We start from the raw sequence: 26,658 nt of genomic DNA, 5'->3' as shown, positions 1-26,658 counted from the left end.
GGGCGCCGGTATCGGCGGAAAACGTATTCAGGGCAAGCCGCTTGCCGTGACGCTACGGCTTTGCCAAAGCGGGCAGGACATTCCTCCCCCTCGCGAAGGACCGCCATGCCGACGCCGATCAAGATGCCCGCCCTTTCGCCGACGATGGAAGAGGGCACGCTCGCCCGCTGGCTGGTCAAGGAGGGCGACACGGTCAGTGCCGGCGACGTGATGGCCGAAATCGAGACCGACAAGGCGACGATGGAGTTCGAAGCGGTCGACGAGGGCACGATCGCCAAGATCGAAGTGGCCGAAGGTACCGAGGGCGTGAAGGTCGGCACCGTGATCGCGTTGCTGGCGGGTGAGGGCGAGGATGCGAGCGCGGCGGCTAGTGCGCCCACACCGACCCCGGCGCCCGCACCGGCTTCGACCCCCGCACCTACACCCGCTCAGCCTGAGCCTGTCGAAGGCCGTGGGGCGACAGTTGCGAAAGGTGCTTCGACAAGCTCAGCACGAGCGGATGGTGGTGACAGGATCATCGCCTCCCCGCTCGCCAAGCGGATCGCCGAGCAGAAGGGCATCGACCTCAAGGGCGTGAAGGGCTCGGGCCCGGGCGGCCGCATCGTGAAGGCCGACGTCGAGGGTGCGCAGCCCGGTGCTGCAAAAACATCCGCTCAGCCTGAGCCTGTCGAAGGCCAAGCGCCACCGCTCGCGGCAAAGCCCGCCGCTGCGCAGGACTTCGGCATTCCGCACACCTCGGAAAAGCTCTCGGGCATGCGCAAGACCATCGCGCGCCGCCTGACCGAATCGAAGCAGCAAGTGCCGCACATCTACCTCACGGTCGACGTGCGCCTCGACGCGCTGCTCAAGTTGCGTTCTGACCTCAACGCGGCGCTCGAACCGCAAGGCGTGAAGCTCAGCGTCAACGACCTGATGATCAAGGCGCTCGCCAAGGCGCTCATCCAGGTGCCCAAGTGCAACGTGCAGTTCGCGGGCGACGCGCTGCTGACCTTCAGCCGCGCCGACATCTCGGTCGCGGTGTCGGTGCCGACCGGCCTCATCACCCCGATCGTCAAGGACGCGGGCGCGAAGTCGGTGAGCGCGATCAGCACCGAGATGAAGGACCTCGCCGGCCGCGCCAAGGAGGGCAAGCTCAAGCTGGAGGAATTCCAGGGCGGCACCGCCAGTCTGTCCAATATGGGCATGTACGGGATCAAGCAGTTCGAGGCGGTGATCAACCCGCCGCAGGGCATGATCATGGCGATCGGCGCGGGCGAGAAGCGCCCTTACGTGGTCAACGACGCGCTCGCCGTCGCCACCGTGATGAGCGCCACCGGCAGCTTCGACCACCGCGCCATCGACGGCGCCGACGGGGCCGAACTGATGCAGGCGTTCAAGGCGCTGGTGGAGGCACCGCTGGGGCTGGTGGCTTGATGGCGCGCGCAAAGCTCGCAGATCAGTGCCTCTGGCTGAAGCACATCGAGGCGGGGCCGCTTCGGAACGCACTTGGAAGCATTCATCCCGGCGGCACGATTTCGTTGCTGGTGGATGGCATCCCGGTCGACTTTGAGCGGATGGCAACTGGCAAGGACGGTCGTGTAACGGACGGCTTTAATCCGGTAGGCTCGAGCGCCGCGACGTGGCGTGCACGCTACGTCGCAGGCGAGCATCAAGATATCGAATTGGATTTCGCTGGTCGGATAGATGCCTAGCCGCTCCCCCCTCATCCGCGTCACCGCCATGCCGGCGGACACCAACCCCTGCGCCGTGGTGTTCGGCGGGCGGCCGGTGATCCGCATGGCGCTCGGCGCGGGGGCGTTGCTGCTGCTTGCGGCCTGTTCACCGAGCGCGGAGGTGCCTGAAAGGGAAGCCGGTGAAGAACCGGCGATCTTGCAGTCCCCGGCGACCGCGCCGCAAGGCTTCCCGGAGCGGCCGGTCATGATCGGCCAAGACGGGCCTGAGATGGACGCCTGCGGAACCGTTAGCAAGGTCAGGCTCGTGCCTGGTGAAGCGGGCGACAAGGCGATCGTCCGCGCCGCACCCGAGGGGGCTGCGCGCGAAGTCGCGCAGCTCGCTAGCGGGCACATGGTCGCGCAATGCGATTTCAGCGACGAGAACGTGTGGCTCGGAATCGTTTTCGACCCCGCCAAGCCGGATAGCCCCGATTGCGGCACCGGCTCACCGGTCGCCGCGGTCCAACCCTACGCCGGAACCTGCAAGTCCGGCTGGATCCGCTCGGACAATCTCGAAATGGTGGCGGGATGATCCCGGTGCCAGTTCGCATTTTCCTACACGCCCACCAATGTGCGATCATCGCGCCGATGACGAGCGATCGAAGCATCTTTGTGACGAATGGGAGGGGAAAGACCCCGACCCTGTACGCTCGTACGGAAGGTGACAACCGAGACACCCCTCTCGCCCCGTTCCACCGAGGGTGGAAGGCCGCTGGCGCGTTTTCAGAATCGACCCCGTTTCGTTGTGACACGGGCCCCACTCACAGACAGGTTTCCCATGGCTGACACCCAATACGACGTCATCGTGCTCGGCAGCGGCCCCGGCGGCTATGTCGCGGCGATCCGCTGCGCGCAGCTCGGCCTCAAGACCGCGATCGTGGAGCGTGAGCTGCTCGGCGGGATCTGCCTCAACTGGGGCTGCATCCCGACCAAGGCGCTGCTGCGCTCTGCCGAGATCCTGCACTATGCCCAGCACGCCAAGGACTACGGCCTGAAGATCGCCGGCACGATCGAGGCGGACCTCGAGGCGGTGGTCAAGCGCAGCCGCGGCGTCGCCAAGCAGCTCAACCAGGGCGTTACGCACCTGATGAAGAAGAACAAGATCGCGGTGCATATGGGCGAGGGCACGCTGACCGGCCCGACTTCGTTGACCGTGAAGGGCGAGAAGGGTGAGGAGAAGCTCACCGCCAAGCATATCATCGTCGCCACCGGCGCCCGCGCGCGCGACCTGCCGTTTGCCAAGGCCGACGGGAAGCGGGTGTGGACCTATCGCACCGCGATGACCCCGCCCGAAATGCCGAAGAAGCTGCTGGTGATCGGCAGCGGCGCGATCGGTATCGAATTCGCCAGCTTCTACAACGACATGGGCTGCGAGGTGACGGTCGTGGAAATGCTCGACCGGATCGTGCCGGTCGAGGACAAGGACGTCTCCGCCTTCCTCGAAAAGAGCCTGACCAAGCAGGGCATGACGATCATGACCGGCGCGGGCGTGGAGGATATCAAGGTCTCCGCCACCGGTGTGAAGGCGAAGATCAAGGACAAGGCGGGCAAGGTCGCGGAGAGCGACTTCACCCACTGCATCGTCGCGGTGGGCATCGTCCCGAACACCGAGGACGTGGGGCTGGAAAAGCTCGCCGACCTAGACCGCGGGTTCATCCAGATCGATCCCTACGGCCGCACGAAGTCGAAGGGCCTCTGGGCGATCGGCGACTGCACCCCCGGCCCGTGGCTGGCGCACAAGGCGAGCCACGAGGGCGTCACCGCGGCAGAAGCGATCGCCAAGGAATTGGGCAATAAGGACGTCCACCCGCACCCGCTCGACCGCAACAACATCCCGGGGTGCACCTATTGCCACCCGCAGATCGCCAGCGTCGGCATGACCGAGGCGAAGGCCAAAGAGGCGGGCTACGAGGTCAAGGCCGGCACCTTCCCCTTTATCGGCAACGGCAAGGCCATCGCGCTGGGCGAGGCCGAAGGCTTCGTGAAGACCGTGTTCGACGCGAAGACGGGCGAACTGCTTGGCGCACACATGGTCGGCGCGGAGGTCACCGAGATGATCCAGGGCTACGTCATCGGCAAGACGCTCGAGACGACCGAGGCCGAGCTGATGAACACTGTGTTCCCGCATCCCACCATCTCTGAATCGATGCACGAAAGCGTGCTCGCCGCCTACGGACGGGCGCTGCACATTTGAGCCTCGACTGATCGCAAGTCTCTGCAACTCGTCGCAAATTTCCGGAACTCGGCAAGACTGCCTCCGTTTCACGGGGCGAGAGGAGTCGCCTGATGGAATTCGAGATCGAGGAACGTCCGGATGCCGGAATTCTGGCAGCCCATCATTATTCGGACCGGTTCATCAGCCCGCAGCGCCAGCGCTTCGATGCCGAGTTGACCCGGCCGGACATGATCGACCGAGCGATCCGGATTCCGGATCAAGAACCGCTGTCCTAGGCAACCACGCCCGCCTCGCGGAGGCTGGCCACCTCGCTTTCGGTGATTCCGAGCACATCGTGCAGCACGTCATCGCCGTTCTCTCCCGCACGAGGGGGGGCGGCGCGGTACGTTGCAGGGGTTCTTGACAGAAGTGCCGGGAAGCCGACGAACCCGACCTCGCTGCCGTCCGCCCGCTCGAGCGATCCGACAAGACCCCGTGCGGCGACCTGTGGATGGGCCAAAGCTTCGGGCACCGTGTTCACGCGGCCGCTCGGTACGCCTGCATCGTTCAACGCGGTCACAAGCGCCTCCGACTGCCAGCCGCCGATGACCGGCTCAAGCTCCGCGAGGAGGGCGTCGCGGTTCGCACCCCGGTCTTTCATGGCCGCGAACCGCTCGTCTCCGGCCAATGCGTCGAGCCCAAGCACGCGGCACAGCTTCCCGAACTGGCGATCGTTCGCGGTGGCGATCAGGATGTCGCCATCGGCGCAGGCAAAGACCTGGTACGGAACGATGTTGGGATGCTGGTTGCCCAGCCGTCGCGGCTCGGACCCCCCGTTGAGCCAGTTGGCCGCCTGGTTGCTCATCAGCGCGACCTGCGCATCGAGCAATGCGAGGTCGATCCGCTGGCCTTCTCCGGTGCGGTCCCGATGACGCAGCGCCGCGAGGATCGAGATCGCGGCGTAGAGCCCGGTGGTGAGGTCGCTGATCGGCACCCCCACCTTCGTCGGTGGCCCGTCCGCCGCGCCGGTCACGCTCATCAACCCGCTCATGCCCTGGATCAGGAAATCGTATCCACCGCGGTCCTTCTCGGGGCCGGTCTGCCCGAACCCGGTGATCGAACACCACACGAGGTCTGGCTTGATTGCGCGCAGGTCGTCGTAGTCGAGGCCGTACTTCGCCAGCCCGCCAACCCGGAAATTCTCGACCAACACGTCGGACACCGCGGCGAGACGGCGAATGAGGTCCGCGCCCTCCTGCGATGCGATGTCGATCGCGATCGAACGCTTGTTGCGGTTGGCGCACGAGAAATACGCCGAGTCCTGCGAATCAGGCAGGAAAGGCGGGCCCCACGCGCGGGTATCGTCCCCCGCGCCCGGTTGCTCGACCTTGATCACCTCAGCCCCAAGGTCGCCAAGCACCTGGGTGCTCCACGGCCCGGCGAGGACGCGCGAAAGATCGAGGACACGGATACCGTCGAGGGCGCCGCTCACCGGTCGCGAAACTCCGGCTGGCGCTTGGCGAGGAAGGCATCGATCGCCTCCACATGGTCTTCGGTATGGTGCGACAGCGCCTGATAGGCTGCCGCCATTTCCAGATGGGTCGGCAACTTCTGGTCCATCCCCTCGCGCATCATGCGTTTTGCCATGCGGGTCGCGTGCCCCGGATTGGCTGCGATTGCATGAGCAAGCTCCTGCGCACGCGGCAAGACCTGCGCTGTCGGCACCACCTCGCTAGCGAGGCCGTATCGCAGCGCTGTCGCCGCATCGATCGTTTCCCCCGTCAACGTCATCCGGCTGGCATTCGACAACCCGACCACGCGCGGCAGAAGCCACGCTCCGCCGCCTCCGGGAATGATGCCGAGTTTCACGTAGCTCTCGGCGACCAGGGCGTCCTCCGCCATCACCCGCACGTCGCACATCAGGGTGATGTCGAGGCCCAAGCCGATCGCATGCCCGTTGATCGCCGCGACGACCGGCACCTCGAGCTCCCACAACGCCTTGCCGATCGTCTGCACGGTGGTGCGGTAGTGGGTCCTCTGGTCGAACGGGGAGCCGGCGAACAGCCCGGTCTTGTCGCGCATCGACTTGACGTTGCCGCCGGCACAGAACGACTTGCCTGCACCGGTCAGCACCATCGCACGGACCGATCGGTCGCGCGCGAGGTTGTCCGCCAAAGCTACGAATTCCGCGCTCTGGTCCGGGTCGGTGATGGCGTTGCGGTCTTCCGGCCGATCCATCGTGACGGTCAGCACCGCGCCTTCGCGCTCGATCTTGAGGAAATTGCTCATGGCCCGGCATTACCCAGCGCGTTACCGTGCCGCAATGCGCGGGATTGCAGCGAGAGGCGGACTGCAGCACACAGGGGTCAGATGTTCGACAGTCTGAGCCTCGCCGCAATCCCGCCGGAAGACGAAGCCCTTCGTCCGCATGTCCGTGCGCTTGCCCGCGAGGCAGTCGCCTCGATGAGCCTCGAACAGCGGGCGCGATCGTGGATGGGCTTCGACCCTGCGTTCAGTCGCACGCTAGGTGCGGCGGGACTGCTCGGGCTCACGCTCCCCCGTGAATACGGCGGCGGAGGGCGGGGACCCTTTGCCAGGTTCGTGGTCGTTGAGGAGTTGCTTGCTGCGGGAGCGCCGGTGGCGGCCCACTGGATCGCCGATCGCCAGAGCGCGCCCCTGATCCTCAATTACGGGACCGAGGACCAGCGGCGCGACTACTTGCCGCGGATCTGCCGGGGCGAAGCATTGTTCTGCATCGGCATGAGCGAGCCCGGCGCCGGGTCCGATCTCGCCGCTGTCCGGACGCGGGCGGAGAAGACCGATAGCGGGTGGGTGCTCAACGGCCAGAAGCTCTGGACGACGGGAGCGCACCACGTCGATTACATGATCGCGCTGGTGAGGACTTCGGGAGGACCGGAAGACCGTCACGCCGGACTCTCACAGCTCATCGTGCCGCTCAGGTCCCCCGGCGTCACGATCCGCCCGATCACGGACCTGGCTGGCGACGAACATTTCAACGAGGTGTTCTTCGACAACGTCGCGTTGTCTCATGAGGCTCTCGTCGGGGCCGAAGGACAGGGCTGGAGCCAGGTGACCGCCGAACTCGCGTTCGAACGCAGCGGACCCGAGCGGATCTACTCGAGCCATGTGGTGCTCGATGCGTGGATCGCTCACTTGCGGGCAGCACGGCGGACAGATGATGCGACCGCAGCCCTCGTGGGTGGTCTCGTTGCGCGATTGGCGGCCCTGCGGGCCATGTCTCTGGCGTGCACCGGACGGTTGGCGGCAGGCGAGAGCCCGGTGGTCGAGGCATCGATCGTCAAGGACCTTGGAACGTCGTTCGAGCAGGAGCTTCCTCTGGCGATCGCCGACGATCTTGCAGCGCACCACGGCGAAGCGGTCTCTCCCGACCTGGTCGCCGCCTTGCGCTACCTCACCCTCGTGGCGCCCAGCTTCTCGCTGCGCGGGGGTACGCGCGAAATCCTGCGCGGGATTATCGCGCGAGGAATGGGCCTGCGATGAGCGAGGTCCTGGCACCCTTCGAGGCGATGCTCGACCGGCTGTTCCCGCTCCAGCGGGTCCGCGCGATCGATGGAGGGGCAGACTGGGCCGCAGAGCTGTCGGAGGTCGAGGCGTCGGGCTTTCTCGATGCGCTTGTGCCCGGCGGACTGTCGCTGGCGGACGTGGTGCCGCTCTGGCGCGCGATCGGGCAGCGCGGCGCCCCGCTGGGCATTGCCCAAACGATGATCGATCGGTCAGGGCGGGAGAGCGGGCCGGCGCGTGCGCTGCTTCTTGCCGCTGCCATCTCGGGGGCGGCCGACCGGGTGCTTGCGATGAGCGTCGATCACGCGGCCCAGCGGGTCCAGTTCGGCAAGCCGATCGGGCGCCAGCAGGCCATTCAGCAGCAACTCGCTGTCATGGCCGAATATGTCGTTGCCGTGCGACTGGCGGTCGACCTTGCCGCGCAGGGCGATTGGCCTTCGGGCGAACAGGCCGCTCTCGCCAAGACGGTTGCGGCCACGTATGCGCCCCTGATCGCCAACACGGCCCATGCCGTTCACGGAGCGATCGGCATCAGCGCCGAATACGACCTTCAGCTATTCACCCGGCGGCTGCATGCATGGCGGACGGACGGCGGCGGTGAGACGTTTTGGGCGCAGAAGCTGGGGCGCGCCGCGCTCGCCTCGCAAGACGATGCGCTCGACTGGATCCGCTCCGCGCTGTTCTGAAGAGGATGGTGGACGCACTAGGGCTCGAACCTAGGACCCGCTGATTAAGAGTCAGCTGCTCTACCAACTGAGCTATGCGTCCGTACCGTCAGCTTTGAGGCGGCGTTTTTGCGCGGCCCCGAATCGTCGGGAGAGGCGCATATAGCGTCCCAATCGCGCTTGCCAAGGGCTTTAGCCGAGGCCTCTCCGTCCGGCCTTGCGGTTCCAGCGGTGCACCATCATCAGCGTGCCCAGGCAGATCATGTTGGTCATCATGGAGCTGCCGCCGTGGCTCATGAACGGCAGGGGGATGCCGACCACCGGAGCGAGGCCCATGACCATCATCAGGTTGATGCAAACGTAGAAGAAGATGGTCGCCACCATGCCGCCGGCAAGGAGGCGCGCGAAGCGATCCTGCGAAGCCAATGCCACGCTCCAGCCCCATCGCAGGATGAGGAAAAAGCAGGCGAGCACGAACAGCCCGCCGATCAGGCCCCACTCCTCGGCCATCGTCGCGAAGACGAAGTCAGTATGCGGTTCGGGAAGATAGTTGAGGTGGCTCTGCGACCCCTCGTTGAATCCTTTGCCGGACAACCCGCCCGAGCCGATCGCGATCTTGGACTGGGTGATGTGGTAACCGTCACCAAGCGGATCGCTTTCGGGATCGAGGAACGTGAACACCCGCTTCTGCTGATACGGCTTCAGGCCGAAGAAAAAGGCCACGGGTGCAAGGGCAGCCCCCGCCACGCCCGCGCCTACGAACCACTTGAGCGGCAAACCGGCGAGGAACATGACGATCGCCCCACCGAACCCGATCGCGAGCGCGGTGCCGAGATCCGGCTGCGCGAGAACGAGGATCATCGGAAAGGCGATCATCACCCCTGCGGGCACGACCGAGCGCCACGTCGGCACCATGCCCGAGGGCAAGTCGCCATAGAAGCGCGCCAGCGCGAGGACGACCGCGGGCTTCATCAGCTCGGATGGCTGAAGAACGATGATCCCGAGGTCGAGCCATCGCTGGCTGCCGCCGCCGACGAACCCGATCGCTTCCACCCCGATCAACATGACGAGGATGATCCCGAAAGCCGGATAGGCAAGCATTCGGACGAAATCCCGGCTGAACAGGGTCATCACGCTGGCCATCGTGAGGAACACGGCGAAGCGGATCAGGTGAGACAGCGCAAAGGGCTGGACCTTGCCGCCTGCCGCAGAAAACAGCACCGCCGCACCGAAAAGGGTGAGCAGGATCAGCGGGGCCAGCATGGCCCAGGGCTGCCTGGCGATCGGTGCAGGGATGACCGAGTTCATCGCGGCTCCGGGGCTTCGGGCCCGATCGACGGCGATGGTTCAGGCTGCGGCGCGGTGGTCGCCGCGGGTTGCGGGCCGACCGGCTCCGGCGGGGGCGTGAAAGCTTCGGTTTCGAGGGGCTGGGGCCGGGTCTGCGCGGCGCGCGATTCTGCATCGACGCGCGCGAACACGTCTTCCACCCGGCGCGGAGCCCGCCCGATATTCTCGCCCGCTGCTGCGGCGAACGTGGCATAGCGCCTTTCGAGCCGCTGCTGCGCGGTGCCGCCCCACTCCTTTTCCAGCGCGTAGAGGGCCTCCATCCCCTTCTGGGGATCGAACATGAAGGTCATCACGTCGCGCGCGATGGGATAGGCAGCGCCCGACCCCCCGCCATGCTCGATCACCACCGCACCTGCGTAACGCGGCTTGTCGAACGGTGCGAAGAATATGAACAACCCGTGGTCGCGATACTTCCAGATGCCGCCCTTGCCGGAAGAGATGTTGAGGCCGACCACCTGTGCGGTCCCTGTCTTGCCGGCCATCAGGACATTGTCGATGGGCAGCTTGGCACGACCGGCGGTACCGGGGCCGTTGACCACATCGCTCATCGCCTGCTGGATGACTTCGACGTGATTGCCGTGGAAATTCATCGACGGCGGTTGCGGCTGCTTCGGGTCGAGCACCATCCGCGGAAGCAGCTTGCGCCCCGTGGCCAAACGTCCCGCCATGACCGCCAGCTGTAGCGGATTGGCGAGCATGTAACCCTGGCCGATCGTCGCGTTCACCGTATCGAATGGCTGCCACTCCTGCCCGTACTTCTTGAGCTTCCACGCGGGATCGGGGACCGTTCCGTAGAACTGGCTGATGACCGGCAGGGGGAATTCCTGGCCCATGCCGCAGCGCTTCGCCATCGGGGAAATTACGTCCATCCCGAGCTTCTGCGCGAAGTGATAGAAATAGACGTCGCATGACTGGTAGATCGCCTTGGCCATGTCGACCGTACCGTGGCCGCGGCGGTTCCAGCAGTGGAACACGCGGTTGCCCACGCGAAGCCCGCCTGCGCATCCCACCGATGCGGAAGGGTCCAACCCTGCTTCGAGGAAGGCCATGGCGACCATGGGCTTTACCGTGGAGCCGGGCGGATACAGGCCTTTCAGCACCTTGTTGCGCAACGGCACCCGCTCGTCCTGGCTGAGCATCGAATATTCGACCCGGCCGATCCCGTCGGAAAAGCTGTTGGGATCGAAGCTGGGCATCGAGGCCATGCAGAGCAGGTCGCCGGTCGCGCAATCCATGACCACGACCGAGCCCGATTCGAGCCCGATGCGCCGCGCCGCATAATCCTGGAGCGGCCCGTCGATCGTAAGCTGCACCGGCTTGCCCTGGACGTCCTCGCGCGTGGCAAGGTCGCGGACCATCCGGCCCGACGCGGTCACTTCGACGCGCCGCGCGCCGGGCACGCCGCGCAGCCGCTGCTCGAACTGCTTTTCGACGCCGTCCTTGCCGATCTTGTAGCCCGGCGTGATCAGGATCGGATTGCGGTCCTTCTCGTACTCCTCGGCGTTCGCGGGGCCAACGAAGCCAATCAGGTGACCTACTGCCGGTCCGGTCGGATAGAAGCGCGAGAAGCCCCGTTGCGGGACCACCCCGGGCAGGTCCGGCAGGCGGACGCTGATCGCAGCGAACTGCTCATAGTTGAGGCCGCTGGCAACCTCGATCGGCTGGAAACCGTGCGCCCCGTCGATCTTGTCGTGGAGATCGCGGATGCGCTCGGGCGTCAGGCCCAGGATCGGCGCGAGCGTGGCAATCTGGCCCTTGGGATCGGGCATCCGGTCGGGGATGATGTCGACGCGGAAGTCGGCCTTGTTGGACGCGAGCGGCGCGCCGTTGCGATCGAGTATCCAGCCGCGCCGCGGCGGGATCAAGGAAAGGTTGACGCGGTTGCTCTCTGCCTCGAGCCGGTATTTCTCGTTCTCGAAGATGGACAGGTAGCTCATCCTCGCCGCCAGCAGCACACCGATACCGGCTTGGAATGTGCCGATGACGAACGAGCGTCGCTCGAATGCGGCGCCCAGCGTGGCCGGGCTCACGATGGCTTTGGCGCGACGGGCGCGGCGGCGGCGCAGCGCCATCAGTCGACCCCTCGCACACGCGCCAGCCGGAAGCGGTCGAGTCCGGCGACGAAGCGGGCGAGGACGGGTATGAGCGCGAGGGTAAAGACCGCCTGCGGTACGAGCACGGCCAGCATCATCGCCCCGATCTGGCCGCCAGAGAACAGGGCGGCGACGACGAGGTAACCACACGCCAGCAGGCCGGAAACCGCCCAGTCCTGGAAAAAGCCCCGCCAGGGGAACCGGGTCTCGAGAATTTCGATTGCGATCATGGTGGCCGACCACAGCATGATCGCACTGCCGAATGGCTGTCCGCTGAACATGTCGTCGAACAGGCCCAGCGGGAACCCGGCCCAGACGGGCAGCAGGCCGGGCCTGACCAGCCGCCACGATACAAGCATGAGGAAGCCGAGCGGCGGCACGAGCGGTACGGCGCTCGCAAGGAAGAAAACCGGCAGCAGCGATCCGATCATGATCGAAGCCCACGGCACGACATAGGCCCGGATCGGCGAATGCGTGCGGTTGATCTTGGATCCGTATCGGTCGCGCCGTGCGCGGCTGGAGAGTTCGCCGATCATTCGGCGCCAGCCTGTTCGCCGACAGCCTCGCTTACCGGGGTCCGCGCCGCTTCGACGGCGCGCGGCTGCCAGATCGGCTCGACGGAAACGAAGTCCGTCGCCGCGGGATCGGCGATGACCGCCGCGACGCCGCCGTCGGCCGTCACCTGCTGCACGATCGCGACGGCAATGCCGGGACGGTAATAGCCGCCCGCGCCGCTGGTCACGAACACGTCGCCCTTCTTGAGCGGGTTGATGCCGAGGTTGATGAGGCGAATGCGCAGCTTGCCGTCACCGCGCCCCTCGGCGAATGCCACGACCTCGTCCTTCGAGCGGCGAACCGGGATGACGCTTTCGGTGTCGGCCAGGAGAAGGACGCGCGCGCTGTCGTCACCCACTTCCAGGACGCGGCCGACCACGCCGCGAGGGCTGCGCACCGGCATGCCGACACCCACGCCCTGTTCGCGTCCCGCGCCGAGATAGGCGAAGCGCCTGGTGCTGGCTGCGGTCGAACCGACGAGCCGCGCCACCGCGACCGGCTTGATTTCCGATTCGCGGAAACCCAGCAGTGCCTTGAGTCGCGCATTTTCGGTGCGAACCGCGTCGGCTTCCTTCAGCCGAATGCGGGCGAGTTCGACTTCCTTGCGCAGCTCGGCGTTCTGGCTGCCGGCCGCGAAGTAGCCGCCGATCGCATCGATCCAGCTTTGACCGCCCGTCCGCACGGCGGCATTCGCTTCGCCGACCGGCGCGACCGCGTCCGAAGCCGAGGTGCGCAGACCGTTGAACGAAGTGGGACGCCACAGCGATACGCCGAGCAGCACCGCGCCCAGCGCAGCGCCGATCGCGGCGAGCACATAGCCCGTGAACTGTCCGTATTGCGCCCTGCGCGAATGCCCGGAGCGCCGTGAAGAAGGCGGCGCCATCTCAACTTACCCTTCAGGTCAGGCGGTCATCAAGACGCCGCGGTAGACCGGATCTTCCATGGCGCGGCCGGTACCGATGGCAACGCACGACAGCGGATCTTCCGCGATCGAGACGGGGAGGCCGGTCTCTTCGCGCAAATGATCGTCGAGCCCGCTGATCAGCGCGCCTCCGCCGGTCAGCACGATGCCCTGGTCGACGATGTCGGCCGCCAGCTCCGGCGCGGTGTTCTCGAGCGCGATGCGAACGCCCTCGACGATCGCACCGATCGGTTCGCTGAGCGCTTCGGCGATGTGGCCCTGGTTGATCTGGATTTCCTTGGGCACGCCGTTGACGAGGTCGCGGCCCTTGATCGTGATCACTTCGCCAATCCCGTCCTCGGGCGGACGCGCGATGCCATAGTCCTTCTTGATCCGCTCGGCGGTCGCTTCGCCGATCAGGAGGTTGTGGTGTCGGCGCACGTAACTGACGATCGCCTCGTCCATCTTGTCGCCACCGGTGCGGACCGAGGTCGTGTAGGCGAGACCGCGCAGCGAAAGCACCGCGACCTCGGTCGTGCCGCCGCCGATGTCGACGACCATGCTGCCGACCGGCTCGGTCACGGGCATGTCGGCCCCGATCGCCGCGGCCATCGGCTCGAGGATCAGGTAGACCTGCGATGCGCCTGCGTTCGAGGCGGCATCGCGGATCGCGCGGCGTTCGACCGAGGTCGAGCCCGAGGGCACGCAGATCACGATTTCCGGGTAGCGCAGCAGGCTCTTCTTGCCGTGGACCTTGCGGATGAAGTGCTTGATCATCTCTTCGGCAATTTCGATGTCAGCGATGACGCCGTCGCGCAGCGGGCGGATCGCCTCGATGTTGTCGGGCGTCTTGCCCATCATCATCTTCGCGTCGTCACCCACCGCCTTGACGCGCTTGATGCCGTTCTGCGTCTCGATCGCGACGACCGAGGGTTCGTTGAGGATGATGCCCTGACCCTCGACGTAGACCAGCGTATTGGCTGTGCCGAGGTCGATCGCCATGTTCTGCGAGCCGAATTTCAGAAGATTCGAGAAAAAGCCCATTGCGTTGCGCATTCCGTATGAAATTTCAGGCCCTTGCCGCAGAATCCTGCGGCGTCACGACCCGGGAGTGACGGGGGATGGGCGTCCCTTATCGAAACACTCCCCAAAAGGCCAAAAATTTTCTCCGCCCGTCCCCGGCAATCTGAACGGATCGCCTCGAATTTCTGACGTTTGGTCGCTAGGTGCGGTTAATGGCCGAAATCCGCCGCCTTCCGGAAAGCCTCGTCAACCGCATCGCCGCAGGCGAGGTGGTCGAGCGACCGGCGGCGGCGCTCAAGGAACTTGTCGAGAATGCGATCGACGCGGGGGCGACGCGCATTGCTGTCGTACTGGACGAAGGTGGTCTCGACCGGATCGAAGTAACCGACGACGGGTGCGGCATGGCGCCTCCCGAGATGGCGCTGGCGCTCGAGCGGCACGCGACTTCCAAGTTGCCGGACGAAAGCATCGAACTCGTCGCCACGCTGGGCTTTCGCGGAGAGGCGCTGCCGAGCATCGCAAGCGTTGCGAAGTTCACGCTCGAGAGCCGGGTGCGGGGGGCCGAACAAGGCTGGCGGCGCGTGGTCGATCACGGGATGGTGATCGAAGATGGGCCGGCCGCCCTTCCTCCGGGTACCCGCGTGCGTGTCGAGAACCTGTTCGCGAAGGTCCCGGCGCGGCGCAAGTTCCTGCGCTCGGCGCGCAGCGAGTATGCTGCCTGCCTCGACGTGGTGAAGCGGCTGGCGATGGCCCGGCCCGAGATCGGGTTCACGCTCGATCACGCAGGGCGGACGGTCCTTTCGCTGCAGCCCGCGCAGGATCTCACCGACAGGGTCGCACAGGTCGTGGCCCGCGAGCTCAAGGACAACGGCGTCGCGATCGACCAGCAGAGGGACGGTATGCGGCTCGGCGGGATTGCGGGCCTGCCGACGTACAACCGCGGGGTCGCCGACCACCAGTACCTCTTCGTCAACGGACGACCGGTGAAGGACCGGCTGCTCGTCGGCGCGGTGCGCGGTGCCTATTCCGACATGCTCGCGCGCGACCGCCACGCGGTGCTTGCGCTGTTCCTCGACATTCCGCCCGAAGACGTCGACGTCAACGTCCATCCTGCCAAGACCGAGGTCAGGTTTCGCGACGCCGGGGGCGTGCGCGGCTTCATCGTTTCGGCCTTGCGCCAATCGCTGGCGAGCGGAGACCGGCGCAGCGCACAGGCGCCCGATGCCGCGGCGATGGGGCGGTGGCAGAGCGAACCGGTGCGAGAGGTCGCGCCCGCACTCGCGTCGATTTTCTCCGGCCGCGACTGGTCGCGACCTTCGACAAGCGTGCGCGAAGCCTCGCAGGCGTGGCGCGCCTATGAAGGCGATGTGCTGGACCGTCCACAAGGGAGGGCGGAAGAGGCCGCGCCGCTGCCGGAGTCGGCCGAGGATTACCCGCTCGGCATCGCGCGCGGGCAAGTGGCGCAGACCTACATCGTGGCCGAGGCATCCGATGGGCTGATCATCGTCGACCAGCATGCCGCCCACGAGCGGCTCGTACTTGAACGTCTGAAGGCCGCGGGCGCGGGCGAGGCGACCGCGCGGGCGCAAGCGCTGCTCATCCCCGACGTGGTCGAGATGGACGAAGTCGACTGCGACCGGCTCGAAGGAGCGGCCGATAGGCTCGCGGACCTCGGGCTGGCGATCGAACGGTTCGGCCCTGGCGCCATGCTCGTGCGCAGCGTGCCCCATGCGCTGTCAGGAGCCGATCCGGACAGGCTGCTGCGCGATATAGCCGATGACATCGCGAAGCACGGCGAAAGCCTGCTGCTCGGCGAAAAGCTCGACCTCGTTCTCGCGACGATGGCCTGCCACGGGAGCGTTCGGGCGGGACGCACGTTGTCCGTGGCGGAGATGAATGCCCTGCTGCGCGAAATGGAACGCACGCCGCGGTCCGGACAGTGCAACCACGGCCGCCCGACGTGGGTGAAGCTCCGCATGGAAGACGTCGAGAAGCTCTTCGGGAGGCATTGATGCGGTCAGTCTGGGTCATGGCGCTGGCGGTGCTGGCGGCGGGTTGCGGCGAGCGGGAGCCCAGCGCAGCGGAGCAGCAGCGGATGGACGATGCCGACGTAGCCGCGGTCAAGGCGGCGCAGGAAGCACCTCCGGTACCGGTGACGCCCGACAAGATCCTCTACCCCGACATCGAGCGTTACGACCTGTTCGGTGCCGGCTGCAATTTCGCGCCCGAGGGCAGCATGGCGGCGATCGTCCTGGCGCAACCTGCGCGCGGCTTCATGAAGATCGACGGCGAAATGGAAACCTTCGCCCCCGATGCGGGCAGCGGCGACCTGCCGCTGGGCGCGAAGGGAAAATACACGGCGGGCGCATGGTCCTTCACGCTCGACCTGGCCTCGGAGGAAGGGGAACAGGACGGTATCGAGACGGTCAACTTCCCAGCGCGGTTCGTGCTCAAGAACGACCGCGACCAGATAGTCTACCAGGCCAACGGTATCGCCCAGTGCGGGAGTTGATCTAGCCGTCCGCTATCGGGGCGTCAGGGTCGCGCACCTGCACGAGGCCGTTGGAGACCATCTCCAGCACCGGCTCGTCGTTCTGGTTGAATACGCGAATCTGCGACTTGAAGATGCCCATTTCGGGCCTCGAACGGCTGCGACGCTTCTCGATGACGGTGGTTTCGCACCGAAGGACGTCGCCGGGAAAAACCGGCTTCATCCAGCGCAGGTTGTCGATCCCGGGCGATCCGAGACCGGCCTGCCGGTTGTTCTGCATGTTCTCGACCAGCATCGCCATCGTCATGGCGCACGTGTGCCATCCGCTCGCCGAGATGCGGCCGAAGTGGGTCTTCGCTGCCGCCTCGTCGTCGAGGTGGAACCCTTGCGGATCGTACTTGCTGGCGAAGTCCAGCACCTCTTCGCGCGTGACCTCGTACCGCCCGAAGCTGTTCGTGCGGCCGACCGGGATGTCCTCGAAATACTGCAAGCCGAATCCCCCTACGAAATGTCAGGGGCCTCATTAATCGAATGACGACGCCGGGAAAGTCAGAGGTGCGGCTTGAGATCGCCCTTCTGGATGTCGGGAATGATCCGGTAGCGCGACGTGATCAGGCTGAACACGCCGAAAAAGATCAGGCCGATCGCCACCAGCGAGTAAATACCGCTGCCGCTGAGTGCCACGATCGCTTCGCCCAGGCCCTTCACCTCGCTGGACTGCGAAAGCCACGCGCTTTTCACCAGCGACCATCCGATGAGGAGAAACACGATCGCGCGTGCCGCATGACCGGCTCGCCCGATGGGTTTCACATGTCGCGGAGCGCCGCCGCCGATGTGCTTCATGAAGCTGGCAGTCCAGGCCGACTTCGCCTGCATCGCAGCACCGACGATGAAGCCAACGCCGACAATGCCGAGCGCCAGCGCACCGAGGTCCCATGACAACAAGGTGCTCGCCGTTTCCTGGCTCTGTCCACCGGCGCCTTCGGACTGCTGCTTCGTGCCGCTCGCGAACTGGTAGGCGGTCCAGGCCAGGAGTGTGTGCGCGATCGCGCTTGCGGCCGCACCGATGCGCTTTGCCTTGCCCTTCGCATCGTCACCGTGATTCTCGATATCGGTCGCCGCGTCGATTGCCTTGAAGGCCGCGTAGGCGAGCAGGCCGAGTGCGATGAGGTAAAGGAGCGGCGTGCCGAAGGGCACGTCCTGCATCATGTCGAAGACCGCTGCCTGCCCGTCGTCGGCCTTGCCGACGGTCGAGAGCGCGATGTAGCCGAGCAGGATGTAGACCACGCCGCGCGCGGCGTATCCCAGGCGCACGAACCAGCTGAATTTCTCTGACTTATCGACCATGCCGCAAACTCCCTTTCGCGCCCAACGGACGAGGCGGGAGAAGGTGCCCGAGGTAGTCAGACGTTGAACTTGAACATCATCACGTCGCCGTCCTGGACGACGTATTCCTTGCCTTCCTGGCGCAGCTTGCCGGCTTCCTTGGCGCCGGCTTCGCCGCCGAGCGCGACGTAATCGTCGAACGCGATGGTTTCGGCACGGATGAAGCCGCGCTCGAAGTCGGTGTGGATCTCGCCGGCCGCCTGCGGGGCCTTCGCTCCCGCGGGGAAGGTCCACGCCCGCGCCTCCTTGGGGCCTGCTGTGAAGAACGTCTTGAGGCCCAGCAGCTTGTAGCCAGCCCGGATCACCCGGCTCAGGCCGCTTTCGGTAAGGCCGAGCGCCTCGAGGTACTCGGCGCGTTCCTCGACCGGCATGGAGACGAGCTCGCTCTCGATCGCAGCCGACACGACGACCGCCTCGGCACCTTCCGCCTTGGCCTTTTCGAATACCTGGGCGCTCAGCGCATTGCCCTCCGAAGCTTCCTCTTCGGCGACGTTGCAAACGTAGAGCACCGGCTTCGCCGTCAGGAGCTGCGCCTGCGCGAAAACCCTGGCCTCGTCCTCGCCGTTGGGCTCGGTCAGCCGGGCGGGCTTGCCCTCGCGGAGCAGTTCCAGCGCCTGGCCGAGCACGCTCGCCATGACCTTCGCCTCCTTGTCGCCGCCCGTCGCGCGCTTTTGCGCCGCGGGCACGCGCTTCTCGAGGCTCTCGAGGTCGGCAAGCATTAACTCGGTCTCGACCACCTCGGCATCGGCGATCGGATCGACCTTGTTGGCGACGTGCTGGATGTCGTCGTCCTCGAAGCAGCGCAGCACATGGACGATGGCGTCGACTTCGCGGATGTTGCCGAGGAACTGGTTGCCGAGCCCTTCGCCCTTGCTCGCCCCCTTCACAAGGCCCGCGATGTCGACGAAGCCGAGCTGGGTCGGGATGACCTTCGCACTGCCGGCGATCGCCGCCAGACTGTCCAGCCGCTCGTCGGGCACGGCGACCTGGCCCACGTTGGGTTCGATCGTGCAGAACGGATAATTCGCCGCCTGCGCGGCCTGGGTTTCGGTCAGGGCGTTGAACAGGGTCGACTTGCCGACATTGGGCAGTCCGACGATTCCGCAGCGGAATCCCATCGTGATATCGTCCTCGTGAAGGGTGCGCCGCGCGCCTTAGCGGGCGAGATTGTCGCGCGCCACCCCGGAAGGCGATTTCCCGTGTTGCGCCTTTGCACCGTTGCGGTAAGTCTCGTTTCGCGCACCGAAATTCGTGCGCAAGGGGTAGTCGGATGAGCGCGACCGCGGCGGCAGCACTGGACGGCGAGGACTTTGCGCAACTGCCGGAATCGGCGCCTTCGACCGGTCGCGAAAAAAGCGTGGCCGACCTCATGAATCCGCCCGTCGGGTTGTTCGGCCCGAAGGTGACCGTCCGCGAAGCGACCGAGGCACTGCGCGAGCAGGTCAAGTCAGCCTTCATCACCTACATCTACGTCGTCGACGACGGGGGCAGGCTGCTCGGCCTCGTCGTCATGCGCGAAATGCTGCTGGCCGAGCCGGACACCGCGCTCGAGGCCATCATGATCGCCGATCCGTTCGCGCTCGACGCCTCGCTGCCGCTGACCGAGGCGCTAAAACTGGCGCTGCACAAGCACTTTCCGGTCTATCCGGTCGTGGGCGAGGGAGGACGTCTGGTCGGGCTCGTACGCGGTTCGGACCTCTTCGCGAACCGGGCGGTGGAGATCTCGGCCCAATCGGGCTCGATGGTCGGCGTCGACAAGGAAGAGCGCATGGGCACTTCGCTCACGCGCAGCCTTAAACTGCGGCACCCGTGGCTGCAGATCAACTTGCTGACCGCCTTCGTCGCCGCCGCCGTGGTCGGCGCGTTCGAGGATACACTGAGCCGGCTCGTGATCCTTGCGGTGTTTCTTCCGGTGATGGCGGGGCAAACCGGCAATACCGGATGCCAGGCGCTGGCCGTCGCGCTCCGGGGCATGACGCTGGGCGACGTCAAGCCCGGAATGGAGCGGGACCTGGTGCGCAAGGAAGGCATGCTGGGCTTCCTCAACGGCGGTCTCGTGGGCCTGACGGCAGGCGCGGGAATGTTCGTCTATGCGACGATCACCGGCGAGCAGCAGCCCTTCACGCTGGCGGCCGTCGTGTTTCTTGCGATGATCATCGCGTGCAGCGTGGCGGGCATCGCCGGTGCGCTGATTCCGCTGACGCTGAAGCGGCTCGGTGCCGACCCGGCGACCGCGTCGAGCATATTCCTTACCACCGCCAGCGACGTTGCCAGCATGGGCATTTTCCTGTCGCTGGCGACGGCGATGATGCCCGCGCCCTAGTCGAGCACGCCGCGCACCCATTCCGCCATCGGCGAGCGGCCCAGCATGGCGAGCTGGGCCTTCTTCGAAACTTCGTTGATCTCGGTCTGGGGGATGGAGCCGCCGCTCACCGGCCTGCGAAGGGGACGCGATCCCGCGGGCATGGCGGCGATCTCGGCAATGGCCCGGGGAATGTCCATGACGTCGGCCGTTCGGCCCGAGCCGTCTTCGCTGCCCATGCGGGCGACCACTCCGGGATAGCCAGCGGCGTGCCGCTCGTTTGTCCGGGCTTTCAGCTCCGCCGAATACCGGTTGCGATTGACCCAGACCTTCGTCGGGTAGCCACCAGGTTCGATGATCGAGACCTCGATCCCGTGCGGGGCGACTTCGTAGGCGAGCTGCTCGAACATCGCCTCCACCGCGAACTTGGTCGCCGAGTAGTGCCCGGCAAAGGGCGCTATGACGCGGCCGAGCTGGCTCGAAATGGCGAATATCAGACCGCTCTTGCGGGCGCGCATGCCCGGCAGGACCGCTCGGGCGAGCCGATGATAGCCGAAGACGTTGGTGTCGAAGGCAAGGCGGGTCGCCTCCATGTCCTGGACCTCGACCGGACCGGTGATCCCGATCCCGGCGTTGTTGACCAGCACGTCGAGCCCGCCACCGGCCTGTCGCTCGGCTTCGGCAACCGCGCGGTTCACCATATCCTCGTCGAGCACGTCGAGCTCGAGCACGGTCAGGTCGAGTTTTTCGTCCCGCGCCAGCTTGCGAAGTTCCTCGGCCTCGGGACGGGGCACGTTGCGCATCGTGGCGAAGACCTTGGCGCCCAGGCGCGCGCAATGCTCGGCGGTGGCCCGCCCGAAACCGGATGACGCGCCGGTGATCAGGATCGACTTGCCCGTCAGCATGGGCGAGGCGCGGCTGTCCGTGGCTCGGGCGGCGGCGGCAAAAGCCCCGGTGGCAGCGGCTCCGGCAAGAAGGTGGCGGCGGTCGATCGGCATCTCGTGTCTCCTCTGCGGCTGAACGGTATCGCCAACCGGCTTGCGCGCCAAGCGTGCGTGGTCCACTCAGCCGCCAATGGGTCGCGCAGTTCCTATCATCGCAGTCGCCGTGCTCCTGTCGGGGTGCGAGACGACCAATTCCAGCGACTGGACGGGGGGCGCGGCGACGCCGTTCGACCAGGCCGAGAAAAGCTGCTTGGAGCTCACCGAGTCGATCGCGGACGCGGCTGACAAGCGCGATTTCTTCATCGACTGCATGGGCGCACTCGGCTGGACGCCGAATCCGGGCGCGTCGGTCGAGCTCTAGCTCGCTGCGAGGGTTTCCGGAGTGTCATATAGGCCGAGGCGTTCGGCTTCGCGCCGCAGCGTCTCGATTGCCCAGATATCATAGACGACGTGGCCGACGATCACGGTGAGCAGGCTGCCCGTGAGCCAGTAGACAGCACCGAACACGATCCCGATCGCGAACAGCAGCGCCGCGATAGGCGGCTTGGCCATATGGAACAGAGCGAAGGCGAGCGCGGTCGCGACGACCGCGACGGGGGTGCCAAACGCATCGCCAATCACCGGCAGGAGACCGCCGCGAAAAAAGGCTTCCTCGCCGATTCCCGCACAGATCGAAATCCATACGAAGAACGGCCATGATCGTTCGGGGCCGATCAGGCGCGCGGTCTTCGACTGCAGTCGCGTCGTCGTCTCGAGGAAGGTCGGCGACAACCGAAAGACCACCGCGGCCAAGGCGATCATCGCCAGCCCGAAACCCACCCCGACCGCGAGGTCGATGGGACCGCCCGATACGAACTGGCTTAGGTCTCGACCCGAAAAGTGCCAGCAGGCAGCGCCCAGTCCGACGAAAACGGCCGCTTGGAAACCGAGTGCGATAGAGACCTTCGAGCGAGGGATTGCCTCCGCGTCGTCGTCAGCCATCGCGCATCCGCAGTGCGATGTCGCTCATGAAGCGGGCGTCGTCGCCTGTCGCGAGCCATTCCGCCTCGCCAGCGATCGCGCCGAGCATGTCGGCGAGATCGTCGATCTCTGCCTTGGCGTAATTGCCCAGGACGTGCCCCGTCACCCGGTCCTTGTGGCCTGGATGGCCGATGCCGATGCGTACGCGCCTGAATTCAGGGCCGAGGTGCTTGTCGATCGAGCGCAAACCGTTGTGTCCGGCGAGCCCCCCTCCGACCCGGACCTTGACCTTGAAGGGGGCAAGGTCGAGCTCGTCGTGAAAGACGGTCAAGGCCTCCACGCCCAGCTTGTAGAACCGCAGCGCCTCGCCAACGGCGCGGCCGCTTTCGTTCATGAAGGTGGCCGGCTTGAGCAGCAGGACCTTGTGCGTACCGATCCGTCCTTCCTGTACCCAGCCGGAGAACTTCTTCTGCACCGGGCCGAATCCGTGCACTTCGGCGATGGCGTCGAGCGCCATGAACCCGACGTTATGCCGGTGCATCGCGTATTGCGGACCGGGGTTTCCGAGGCCTGCCCAGACTTGCATGGCGCGCGCCTAGCCTAAGGCAGCCGGTCGAGAAAGGCCTGCGCCTCGGCAGGCTTGCGAAAGCGGATCACGGTGCCGGGAAAGCGTTCCAGGCAACGCTCGAGCGCGGGGCTCTTCGCGTTGCGGAATGCCGCGACGTACCACAGGAAGGCCCAGTCGATCCGCTCGGGGCATCCCGGAGCAGCATCCGGGCGAACCTGACCATTGAGCGTCGTCACGCGCTTTATGACCCGCCACAGGCACAGCGGAGTGGGATAATCGAGCAGGATCGCCGTGTCCGCTCGCGCCAGTCGCCGGTCCATGCTCCCGCCGTAGTTGCCGTCGATGATCCAGGAATCGCGCGCGAGAATGCCGTCGAGCTTGGCGCGCCACTCGTCCGGATCGCGATCGACCCAGCCCGGCAGGTGGAACTCGGCATCCAGATGGACGAGCGGCAGGCCGGTCCGCGCCGCCAGCGCGCGCGCGAAGGTCGACTTGCCCGCACCGGGCGATCCGATGACCAGTACGCGCCGCATGCGAGAATTCCTCTCCCCCGAAAAGCAAGACGCCGGCCCATTGCTGGACCGGCGTCTGCTTGTCTCGGCAAAGGCCGCGAGCGGAGGTTTACTCCTCGGTCGCCGCTTCCTCGCCTTCGCCTTCGCCGTCGGTCTCTTCGTCCGCGTCGGCGTTCTGCTCGGTGGCGGGCACGTCACCGGCGGCCGCTTCGGCACCTTCGGCCTTCTTCAGCGCCGACGGGGCGACCAGCGTCGCAATGGTGAAGTCGCGGTCGGTAATCGCGCTGATCGAACCGGCCGGCAGCGACACTTCGCTGATGTGGATCGAATCGCCGACGTCCTTGCCGGTCACGTCGATCTCGATCTGGTCGGGGATCTTGTCCGATTCGCAGATCAGGTCGAGTTCGTGACGGACGATGTTCAGCACGCCGCCCTTCTTGAGGCCCGGGCTCTTCTCCTCGTTGAGGAAGACCACGGGGACCATGACCTCGACCTTCGCGTCCTTCGCGAGGCGCAGGAAGTCGACGTGGATCGGCCGGTCGCTGACGGGGTGGAACGCCACGTCCTTGGGAAGCGTGCGCACGGACTTGCCACCGATGTCGATCATGACGATCGAGTTCATGAAGTGGCCGGTGCCGAGCTGGCGCATCAGCTCCTTCGCCTCGACGTGGATCTGGGTGGGTTCTTCCTTGCCGCCGTAGATCACGGCGGGGACACGGCCTTCGCGGCGCAGATGACGGGAGGCTCCCTTGCCAGCCCGTTCGCGCGCCTCGGCCGGCAGGGTCAGAGCTTCGCTCATCGTAGTGCCTTTCGAATGCGTTTGAATATCCGGTCCGCCACGCCTCCAGGGATGACCATGACGCCGGAGCGCGGGCCGTTAGACGGGAACGGCCGGGAAAGCAAGCTCAGCGGACGCGGCGGACGGTATAGCCCTTCGCGGCGAGCAATTCGGGGAGGCCTGCGGGCGGGGCCATGTGCGCGGCACCGACCGCCACCAGCGGCCTCTCACCCTTGGCAAGGATCGCGCCGATCGCTTCGGCCCAGTCGCGATTGCGCCGGGTCAGCAGGGCTTCGCGCAATTCGGGGTCGGCGAGCATTCCCTCGTCGCCTTCGCGGGCGATCGCTTCCATGTCGCCCGCAAGCCACAGCTTCGCGAGCTTGGCCGTGTCGGGCGCGGTCATCGTGTCTTCCTCGACGACAGCGCCCAGGAGATCGCGCTGGTCGGCTTCGGGCAGGGTGTCGAAAATCCGGAACTGGCCCTCGATACCCTCGAGTTCCTCGACCCGGCGGGCCTTGAAATCGCGTACCAGGGCGCGATCCACCCCGTTCTCGCCGATCGAATCGTCTGCCAGCTGGGCGAGGGTCAGGGCGGCGGCCCAGGTCTCGGTCGCCTTGAAGTCGGCCTCGCGGTAACCGCCCTTGGCAATCAGCGCGCGCAGCCGCTCGCGGAGCGCGGTGGGCACGCGCTCGGCCAAGGGAGGCAGGCCGTCGGGTGCGTGCGAAAGCCGGGTAAACGTGGCGGCGAGCTTACGCGAATCGTCGAGGTCCTTGACCTCGACCACCAGCAGATCCGCGTCGACGATAGCCTGGTCGATCGCCGGCGTGCGCCACTTGGCTCCTTCGGGGAGCGAATGGATCGTGCCGAACAGCCAACCGGCTTTTTCTCCGCTGGCCAGGGTGATCTCCCACAACGCCGGGTCGGGTGGGGGCAATTCGGGTTCTGTATCGGCCTTTCCGCACGCCGCCAGGGCGAACAGGGCCAGCAGGCCGGCGAGCAGGCGGGTCACTGGACCCGCACGCTCTGGATCCCGCGCGCCGCCAGCGCCGCCTGCACGCTCTCCGAGCCGGCCAAATGTCCGGCGCCGACCGCCATGAACACGGTCCCGGGCTGGTCGAGCCGGTCGTCGATCCACTGCGCCCAGTTGCGGTTGCGCGCATAGAGCAGGCGGTCGGCGAGCGCCGGATCGTCCTTCATCGCCTCGTTCATCAGCTCGGCAAGCTTGTCGGCATCGCCTTTTTCCCACGCGGCGACCATATCGTTGAGGCCGGGGACGACCTCGTCGATCTTCGCCGAAACGCTGGCGAGGTAGGCGGCTTGCGCGTCGACCGGAAGCTCGTCGAAGAGCTTGAGCTGGCCTTCCAGGGTCTCGACCGCGTCGCGCTTCATGTTCGGGCCGGCCTTGCTCTCGAGCACCTTCTCGACCCCGCTGTCGACCTTGTAGCCGTTCTGGAGCAGCGGCAGCATCGACAGCGTCATCGCCGCGAACCAGGGCTCGAACCGGTCGAACGACTGCGGCGGGATCTTCAGCTTGCCCAATGCGGCCTCGTAGGTCGTGCGCTGTTCGTCCGACAGCATCGCGCGGAGCGACTTGTCGGCGGGCAACATGGCGAGGCCCATGATCGTGGTCTGCGCGGACGGGTCGGTCAGCGCACTCTGGGGCAGTTCGGTGACGATCGATCCCGACGCGGCAAGGGCGCCGGCAATCCGGTCGTCGAACCAGGTGCCGCCTTCGGGCAGGACATGGACCGTGCCGAACAGATAGATCGTCGTGTCCTCGTCGGACACCTTCCAGAGCGCCGGGCCGACCGTCGCAGGGGCGGCGGTCGAACTGGCGGCCGGGGTGGGCACCTCCGCGTGGGCGGTCGCGCAACCGGCGAGCAGGGTCAGTGCTGCGCCTGCGGTGAGGATGGCGCGGGAGTATCGAGCAATGGTCATAATCGGACTTTCGTGATGCCGAGCGGTCGATGGACCGATATCAGCGGTTGATGAATTTGCGGATTGCGTATGCGATGAGAAGGGCGCCGAAGGTTGCCATCCACATGCTACTCGCTTGCGCCTGTGGAGCCAGCCCGGCGCGTTCCAGCAACAGCCACGCCGGATAGCCGATGGCCAGCGCCGTGGTCGCAAAGTGCGAGGCCCAGAGATTGTCGACGAGGTCGAGTTCGTCCACGCGCCGGAAATAGGCGACGCTGAACCATGTGTAGGCCGATACGCCGAGCGCGATCGCCAGCAGCGTCAGGACGACGGATGCGGTGCCGGTCGCAGCGGCGTTGGCGAGGTGCGCCAGTCCTAACGCCGCGACGACCGCGATGGCGCCACCGAGCAGCGAGAAACGCCAGAATGCCAGCCGGCGTCGCCGCAGCCGAGCTTCCCCGCTCTCTTCAGTCATGCTCATCGAAAATCTCCTCGATCGGCAACGAGAACAGGCGTGCGATCCGAAAGGCGAGTCCGAGCGAAGGGTCGTGCTTGCCCGTCTCGATTGCATTCACGGCCTGGCGCGAAACGTCGAGACGCCCCGCCAATTCGGCCTGGCTCCAGTTGCGCTCGGCGCGCAGGACCTTGAGCCGGTTCTGCATGCGCTCAGCCGAAGAGCCAGAACGCGGCGCCCAGGGCGAGCGCCAACTCGAGCGCGAGCCATGCCAGGCCGACCCCCGCAATGCGCCGCGTCCATCGCGACTGGCGGATCGACCGAGGTACTATAGAACCCAGCAGCATGACGA

The 26,658-nt window shown here is 66.2% G+C and carries 31 protein-coding genes and 1 tRNA gene; 11 read left to right on the top strand and 21 right to left on the bottom strand.

All coding sequences use genetic code 11. From position 1 onward, the window contains the following. Positions 1-105: 105 nt before the first annotated feature. The 5 genes from A6F68_RS11550 (at position 106) to A6F68_RS15060 (ending at position 4,163) form a co-directional block, all read left to right on the top strand. On the top strand, positions 106-1,413 hold the full coding sequence (locus tag A6F68_RS11550) for a pyruvate dehydrogenase complex dihydrolipoamide acetyltransferase (RefSeq protein ID WP_067680204.1): 1,308 nt from the start codon (positions 106-108) through the stop codon (positions 1,411-1,413). Next, positions 1,413-1,691 (top strand): hypothetical protein, encoded by a 279-nt coding sequence (locus A6F68_RS11545; protein ID WP_067680201.1) that lies wholly within the window; start codon positions 1,413-1,415, stop codon positions 1,689-1,691. The genes A6F68_RS11550 and A6F68_RS11545 overlap by 1 nt, the downstream gene beginning before the upstream one ends. Continuing rightward, positions 1,684-2,244, top strand: coding sequence for a hypothetical protein (locus A6F68_RS15225; protein WP_198152597.1), 561 nt, complete (start codon positions 1,684-1,686; stop codon positions 2,242-2,244). The genes A6F68_RS11545 and A6F68_RS15225 overlap by 8 nt, the downstream gene beginning before the upstream one ends. Positions 2,245-2,490: 246 nt before the next feature. Beyond that, positions 2,491-3,906, top strand: a complete 1,416-nt coding sequence (gene lpdA, locus A6F68_RS11535) for a dihydrolipoyl dehydrogenase (RefSeq protein WP_067680198.1) — start codon at positions 2,491-2,493, stop codon at positions 3,904-3,906. 92 nt (positions 3,907-3,998) lie between these two features. Next, positions 3,999-4,163: a hypothetical protein gene (locus A6F68_RS15060; protein WP_157096723.1), complete on the top strand. Its 165-nt coding sequence runs from the start codon at positions 3,999-4,001 to the stop codon at positions 4,161-4,163. Here the strand turns inward: A6F68_RS15060 and A6F68_RS11530 are convergent. Both A6F68_RS11530 and A6F68_RS11525 read right to left on the bottom strand, forming a co-directional pair. Then, the gene (locus A6F68_RS11530; RefSeq protein ID WP_067680195.1) at positions 4,160-5,359 is read right to left on the bottom strand and encodes a CaiB/BaiF CoA transferase family protein; all 1,200 of its coding nucleotides are present in this window, start codon (positions 5,357-5,359) and stop codon (positions 4,160-4,162) included. The genes A6F68_RS15060 and A6F68_RS11530 overlap by 4 nt on opposite strands. Continuing rightward, positions 5,356-6,156 carry a crotonase/enoyl-CoA hydratase family protein gene (locus A6F68_RS11525; protein WP_067680191.1) on the bottom strand — a complete coding sequence of 267 codons (801 nt, stop codon included), beginning with the start codon at positions 6,154-6,156 and terminating at the stop codon, positions 5,356-5,358. Before A6F68_RS11525 ends, A6F68_RS11530 begins: the two co-directional genes overlap by 4 nt. Before the next feature lie 81 nt (positions 6,157-6,237). Here A6F68_RS11525 and A6F68_RS11520 point away from each other — a divergent pair, with 81 nt between their 5' ends. Then, a complete protein-coding gene (locus A6F68_RS11520; RefSeq protein WP_067680188.1) occupies positions 6,238-7,389 on the top strand; it encodes an acyl-CoA dehydrogenase family protein in 1,152 nt (383 codons plus the stop codon). Further along, positions 7,386-8,096 carry an acyl-CoA dehydrogenase family protein gene (locus tag A6F68_RS11515; RefSeq protein WP_067680185.1) on the top strand — a complete coding sequence of 237 codons (711 nt, stop codon included), beginning with the start codon at positions 7,386-7,388 and terminating at the stop codon, positions 8,094-8,096. Before A6F68_RS11520 ends, A6F68_RS11515 begins: the two co-directional genes overlap by 4 nt. A 6-nt stretch (positions 8,097-8,102) precedes the next feature. Here the strand turns inward: A6F68_RS11515 and A6F68_RS11510 are convergent. The 6 genes from A6F68_RS11510 to A6F68_RS11485 form a co-directional block, all read right to left on the bottom strand. Then, positions 8,103-8,178 (bottom strand) — tRNA-Lys (locus A6F68_RS11510). Between the two features lie 89 nt (positions 8,179-8,267). Then, positions 8,268-9,383 (bottom strand): rod shape-determining protein RodA, encoded by a 1,116-nt coding sequence (gene rodA / locus A6F68_RS11505; RefSeq protein WP_067680182.1) that lies wholly within the window; start codon positions 9,381-9,383, stop codon positions 8,268-8,270. Further along, on the bottom strand, positions 9,380-11,494 hold the full coding sequence (gene mrdA, locus A6F68_RS11500; protein WP_067680179.1) for a penicillin-binding protein 2: 2,115 nt from the start codon (positions 11,492-11,494) through the stop codon (positions 9,380-9,382). The genes rodA and mrdA overlap by 4 nt, the downstream gene beginning before the upstream one ends. Next, positions 11,494-12,051 (bottom strand): rod shape-determining protein MreD, encoded by a 558-nt coding sequence (gene mreD, locus A6F68_RS11495; RefSeq protein ID WP_067680176.1) that lies wholly within the window; start codon positions 12,049-12,051, stop codon positions 11,494-11,496. The genes mrdA and mreD overlap by 1 nt, the downstream gene beginning before the upstream one ends. Continuing rightward, positions 12,048-12,953 (bottom strand): rod shape-determining protein MreC, encoded by a 906-nt coding sequence (gene mreC / locus A6F68_RS11490; RefSeq protein WP_067680173.1) that lies wholly within the window; start codon positions 12,951-12,953, stop codon positions 12,048-12,050. Before mreC ends, mreD begins: the two co-directional genes overlap by 4 nt. A gap of 18 nt (positions 12,954-12,971) precedes the next feature. Next, a complete protein-coding gene (locus A6F68_RS11485) occupies positions 12,972-14,015 on the bottom strand; it encodes a rod shape-determining protein (protein ID WP_067682518.1) in 1,044 nt (347 codons plus the stop codon). Between the two features lie 191 nt (positions 14,016-14,206). Between A6F68_RS11485 and mutL the strand changes: the two genes are divergently transcribed. Further along, the gene (mutL, locus tag A6F68_RS11480) at positions 14,207-16,006 is read left to right on the top strand and encodes a DNA mismatch repair endonuclease MutL (protein WP_067680170.1); all 1,800 of its coding nucleotides are present in this window, start codon (positions 14,207-14,209) and stop codon (positions 16,004-16,006) included. After that, positions 16,006-16,506, top strand: a complete 501-nt coding sequence (locus tag A6F68_RS11475) for a hypothetical protein (protein ID WP_157096722.1) — start codon at positions 16,006-16,008, stop codon at positions 16,504-16,506. The genes mutL and A6F68_RS11475 overlap by 1 nt, the downstream gene beginning before the upstream one ends. 1 nt (position 16,507) lies before the next feature. Here the strand turns inward: A6F68_RS11475 and A6F68_RS11470 are convergent, their stop codons facing one another. The 3 genes from A6F68_RS11470 to ychF are packed head-to-tail and all read right to left on the bottom strand — an operon-like array spanning position 16,508 to position 18,989. After that, complete coding sequence (locus A6F68_RS11470; protein WP_067680164.1) at positions 16,508-16,975, bottom strand: MaoC family dehydratase; 468 nt, start codon at positions 16,973-16,975, stop codon at positions 16,508-16,510. Between the two features lie 59 nt (positions 16,976-17,034). Next, a complete protein-coding gene (locus tag A6F68_RS11465) occupies positions 17,035-17,832 on the bottom strand; it encodes a DUF1206 domain-containing protein (RefSeq protein ID WP_067680161.1) in 798 nt (265 codons plus the stop codon). Between the two features lie 56 nt (positions 17,833-17,888). Beyond that, positions 17,889-18,989 (bottom strand): redox-regulated ATPase YchF, encoded by a 1,101-nt coding sequence (gene ychF / locus A6F68_RS11460; RefSeq protein ID WP_067680158.1) that lies wholly within the window; start codon positions 18,987-18,989, stop codon positions 17,889-17,891. A 152-nt stretch (positions 18,990-19,141) separates the two neighbouring features. On the opposite strand from ychF, the gene A6F68_RS11455 reads away from it, so the two are divergent. Then, positions 19,142-20,194, top strand: coding sequence for a magnesium transporter (locus tag A6F68_RS11455; protein ID WP_067680155.1), 1,053 nt, complete (start codon positions 19,142-19,144; stop codon positions 20,192-20,194). On the opposite strand, the gene A6F68_RS11450 is transcribed toward A6F68_RS11455, so the two are convergent. After that, on the bottom strand, positions 20,191-21,171 hold the full coding sequence (locus tag A6F68_RS11450; protein WP_067680152.1) for an SDR family oxidoreductase: 981 nt from the start codon (positions 21,169-21,171) through the stop codon (positions 20,191-20,193). The genes A6F68_RS11455 and A6F68_RS11450 overlap by 4 nt on opposite strands. 76 nt (positions 21,172-21,247) lie before the next feature. On the opposite strand from A6F68_RS11450, the gene A6F68_RS11445 reads away from it, so the two are divergent. Continuing rightward, positions 21,248-21,478, top strand: coding sequence for a hypothetical protein (locus tag A6F68_RS11445; protein ID WP_067680149.1), 231 nt, complete (start codon positions 21,248-21,250; stop codon positions 21,476-21,478). Here the strand turns inward: A6F68_RS11445 and A6F68_RS11440 are convergent. The 9 genes from A6F68_RS11440 to A6F68_RS15385 all read right to left on the bottom strand — a co-directional run bounded on the left by A6F68_RS11440 (position 21,475) and on the right by A6F68_RS15385 (position 26,653). Then, entirely contained in the window at positions 21,475-22,098 is a 624-nt protein-coding gene (locus A6F68_RS11440; RefSeq protein WP_067680146.1) for a CPBP family intramembrane glutamic endopeptidase, read from the bottom strand. The two genes, A6F68_RS11445 and A6F68_RS11440, sit on opposite strands and share 4 nt — an antisense overlap. Further along, positions 22,091-22,663: an aminoacyl-tRNA hydrolase gene (gene pth, locus A6F68_RS11435; RefSeq protein WP_067680143.1), complete on the bottom strand. Its 573-nt coding sequence runs from the start codon at positions 22,661-22,663 to the stop codon at positions 22,091-22,093. The genes A6F68_RS11440 and pth overlap by 8 nt, the downstream gene beginning before the upstream one ends. A gap of 14 nt (positions 22,664-22,677) precedes the next feature. Beyond that, on the bottom strand, positions 22,678-23,178 hold the full coding sequence (locus tag A6F68_RS11430) for an AAA family ATPase (protein WP_067680140.1): 501 nt from the start codon (positions 23,176-23,178) through the stop codon (positions 22,678-22,680). A gap of 88 nt (positions 23,179-23,266) precedes the next feature. Continuing rightward, positions 23,267-23,956, bottom strand: coding sequence for a 50S ribosomal protein L25/general stress protein Ctc (locus A6F68_RS11425; RefSeq protein WP_067680137.1), 690 nt, complete (start codon positions 23,954-23,956; stop codon positions 23,267-23,269). Positions 23,957-24,062: 106 nt separating this feature from the next. Continuing rightward, positions 24,063-24,944, bottom strand: coding sequence for a TraB/GumN family protein (locus A6F68_RS11420; protein WP_067680134.1), 882 nt, complete (start codon positions 24,942-24,944; stop codon positions 24,063-24,065). Continuing rightward, positions 24,941-25,873 (bottom strand): TraB/GumN family protein, encoded by a 933-nt coding sequence (locus A6F68_RS11415; RefSeq protein ID WP_067680131.1) that lies wholly within the window; start codon positions 25,871-25,873, stop codon positions 24,941-24,943. The genes A6F68_RS11420 and A6F68_RS11415 overlap by 4 nt, the downstream gene beginning before the upstream one ends. A 40-nt stretch (positions 25,874-25,913) precedes the next feature. Then, a complete protein-coding gene (locus A6F68_RS11410) occupies positions 25,914-26,333 on the bottom strand; it encodes a hypothetical protein (protein WP_067680128.1) in 420 nt (139 codons plus the stop codon). Next, entirely contained in the window at positions 26,320-26,514 is a 195-nt protein-coding gene (locus tag A6F68_RS11405) for a helix-turn-helix transcriptional regulator (protein ID WP_067680125.1), read from the bottom strand. Before A6F68_RS11405 ends, A6F68_RS11410 begins: the two co-directional genes overlap by 14 nt. Before the next feature lie 4 nt (positions 26,515-26,518). After that, positions 26,519-26,653: a hypothetical protein gene (locus A6F68_RS15385; RefSeq protein ID WP_257784442.1), complete on the bottom strand. Its 135-nt coding sequence runs from the start codon at positions 26,651-26,653 to the stop codon at positions 26,519-26,521. Positions 26,654-26,658: the final 5 nt, after the last annotated feature.

This window comes from Tsuneonella dongtanensis, assembly GCF_001698205.1.
GTDB classification, from domain to species: domain Bacteria; phylum Pseudomonadota; class Alphaproteobacteria; order Sphingomonadales; family Sphingomonadaceae; genus Tsuneonella; species Tsuneonella dongtanensis.
This window is presented reverse-complemented; position numbering and strand designations above follow the sequence as displayed.

Coding starts and splice junctions, on each gene's coding strand:
- A6F68_RS11410 (WP_067680128.1), bottom strand. CDS start 26,333: ATGAGCATGACTGAAGAGAGCGGGGAAGCTCGGCTGCGGCGACGCCGG.
- A6F68_RS15060 (WP_157096723.1), top strand. CDS start 3,999: ATGGAATTCGAGATCGAGGAACGTCCGGATGCCGGAATTCTGGCAGCC.
- A6F68_RS11445 (WP_067680149.1), top strand. CDS start 21,248: ATGGGTCGCGCAGTTCCTATCATCGCAGTCGCCGTGCTCCTGTCGGGG.
- A6F68_RS11440 (WP_067680146.1), bottom strand. CDS start 22,098: ATGGCTGACGACGACGCGGAGGCAATCCCTCGCTCGAAGGTCTCTATC.
- A6F68_RS15385 (WP_257784442.1), bottom strand. CDS start 26,653: ATGCTGCTGGGTTCTATAGTACCTCGGTCGATCCGCCAGTCGCGATGG.
- A6F68_RS11515 (WP_067680185.1), top strand. CDS start 7,386: ATGAGCGAGGTCCTGGCACCCTTCGAGGCGATGCTCGACCGGCTGTTC.
- A6F68_RS11405 (WP_067680125.1), bottom strand. CDS start 26,514: ATGCAGAACCGGCTCAAGGTCCTGCGCGCCGAGCGCAACTGGAGCCAG.
- A6F68_RS11485 (WP_067682518.1), bottom strand. CDS start 14,015: ATGGGCTTTTTCTCGAATCTTCTGAAATTCGGCTCGCAGAACATGGCG.
- A6F68_RS11525 (WP_067680191.1), bottom strand. CDS start 6,156: ATGAGCAATTTCCTCAAGATCGAGCGCGAAGGCGCGGTGCTGACCGTC.
- A6F68_RS11415 (WP_067680131.1), bottom strand. CDS start 25,873: ATGACCATTGCTCGATACTCCCGCGCCATCCTCACCGCAGGCGCAGCA.
- rodA (WP_067680182.1), bottom strand. CDS start 9,383: ATGAACTCGGTCATCCCTGCACCGATCGCCAGGCAGCCCTGGGCCATG.
- A6F68_RS11450 (WP_067680152.1), bottom strand. CDS start 21,171: ATGCCGATCGACCGCCGCCACCTTCTTGCCGGAGCCGCTGCCACCGGG.
- ychF (WP_067680158.1), bottom strand. CDS start 18,989: ATGGGATTCCGCTGCGGAATCGTCGGACTGCCCAATGTCGGCAAGTCG.
- A6F68_RS11425 (WP_067680137.1), bottom strand. CDS start 23,956: ATGAGCGAAGCTCTGACCCTGCCGGCCGAGGCGCGCGAACGGGCTGGC.
- A6F68_RS11430 (WP_067680140.1), bottom strand. CDS start 23,178: ATGCGGCGCGTACTGGTCATCGGATCGCCCGGTGCGGGCAAGTCGACC.
- mreC (WP_067680173.1), bottom strand. CDS start 12,953: ATGGCGCCGCCTTCTTCACGGCGCTCCGGGCATTCGCGCAGGGCGCAA.
- mreD (WP_067680176.1), bottom strand. CDS start 12,051: ATGATCGGCGAACTCTCCAGCCGCGCACGGCGCGACCGATACGGATCC.
- mutL (WP_067680170.1), top strand. CDS start 14,207: ATGGCCGAAATCCGCCGCCTTCCGGAAAGCCTCGTCAACCGCATCGCC.
- A6F68_RS11475 (WP_157096722.1), top strand. CDS start 16,006: ATGCGGTCAGTCTGGGTCATGGCGCTGGCGGTGCTGGCGGCGGGTTGC.
- A6F68_RS11520 (WP_067680188.1), top strand. CDS start 6,238: ATGTTCGACAGTCTGAGCCTCGCCGCAATCCCGCCGGAAGACGAAGCC.
- A6F68_RS11455 (WP_067680155.1), top strand. CDS start 19,142: ATGAGCGCGACCGCGGCGGCAGCACTGGACGGCGAGGACTTTGCGCAA.
- A6F68_RS11545 (WP_067680201.1), top strand. CDS start 1,413: ATGGCGCGCGCAAAGCTCGCAGATCAGTGCCTCTGGCTGAAGCACATC.
- mrdA (WP_067680179.1), bottom strand. CDS start 11,494: ATGGCGCTGCGCCGCCGCCGCGCCCGTCGCGCCAAAGCCATCGTGAGC.
- A6F68_RS11465 (WP_067680161.1), bottom strand. CDS start 17,832: ATGGTCGATAAGTCAGAGAAATTCAGCTGGTTCGTGCGCCTGGGATAC.
- A6F68_RS11550 (WP_067680204.1), top strand. CDS start 106: ATGCCGACGCCGATCAAGATGCCCGCCCTTTCGCCGACGATGGAAGAG.
- lpdA (WP_067680198.1), top strand. CDS start 2,491: ATGGCTGACACCCAATACGACGTCATCGTGCTCGGCAGCGGCCCCGGC.
- pth (WP_067680143.1), bottom strand. CDS start 22,663: ATGCAAGTCTGGGCAGGCCTCGGAAACCCCGGTCCGCAATACGCGATG.
- A6F68_RS15225 (WP_198152597.1), top strand. CDS start 1,684: ATGCCTAGCCGCTCCCCCCTCATCCGCGTCACCGCCATGCCGGCGGAC.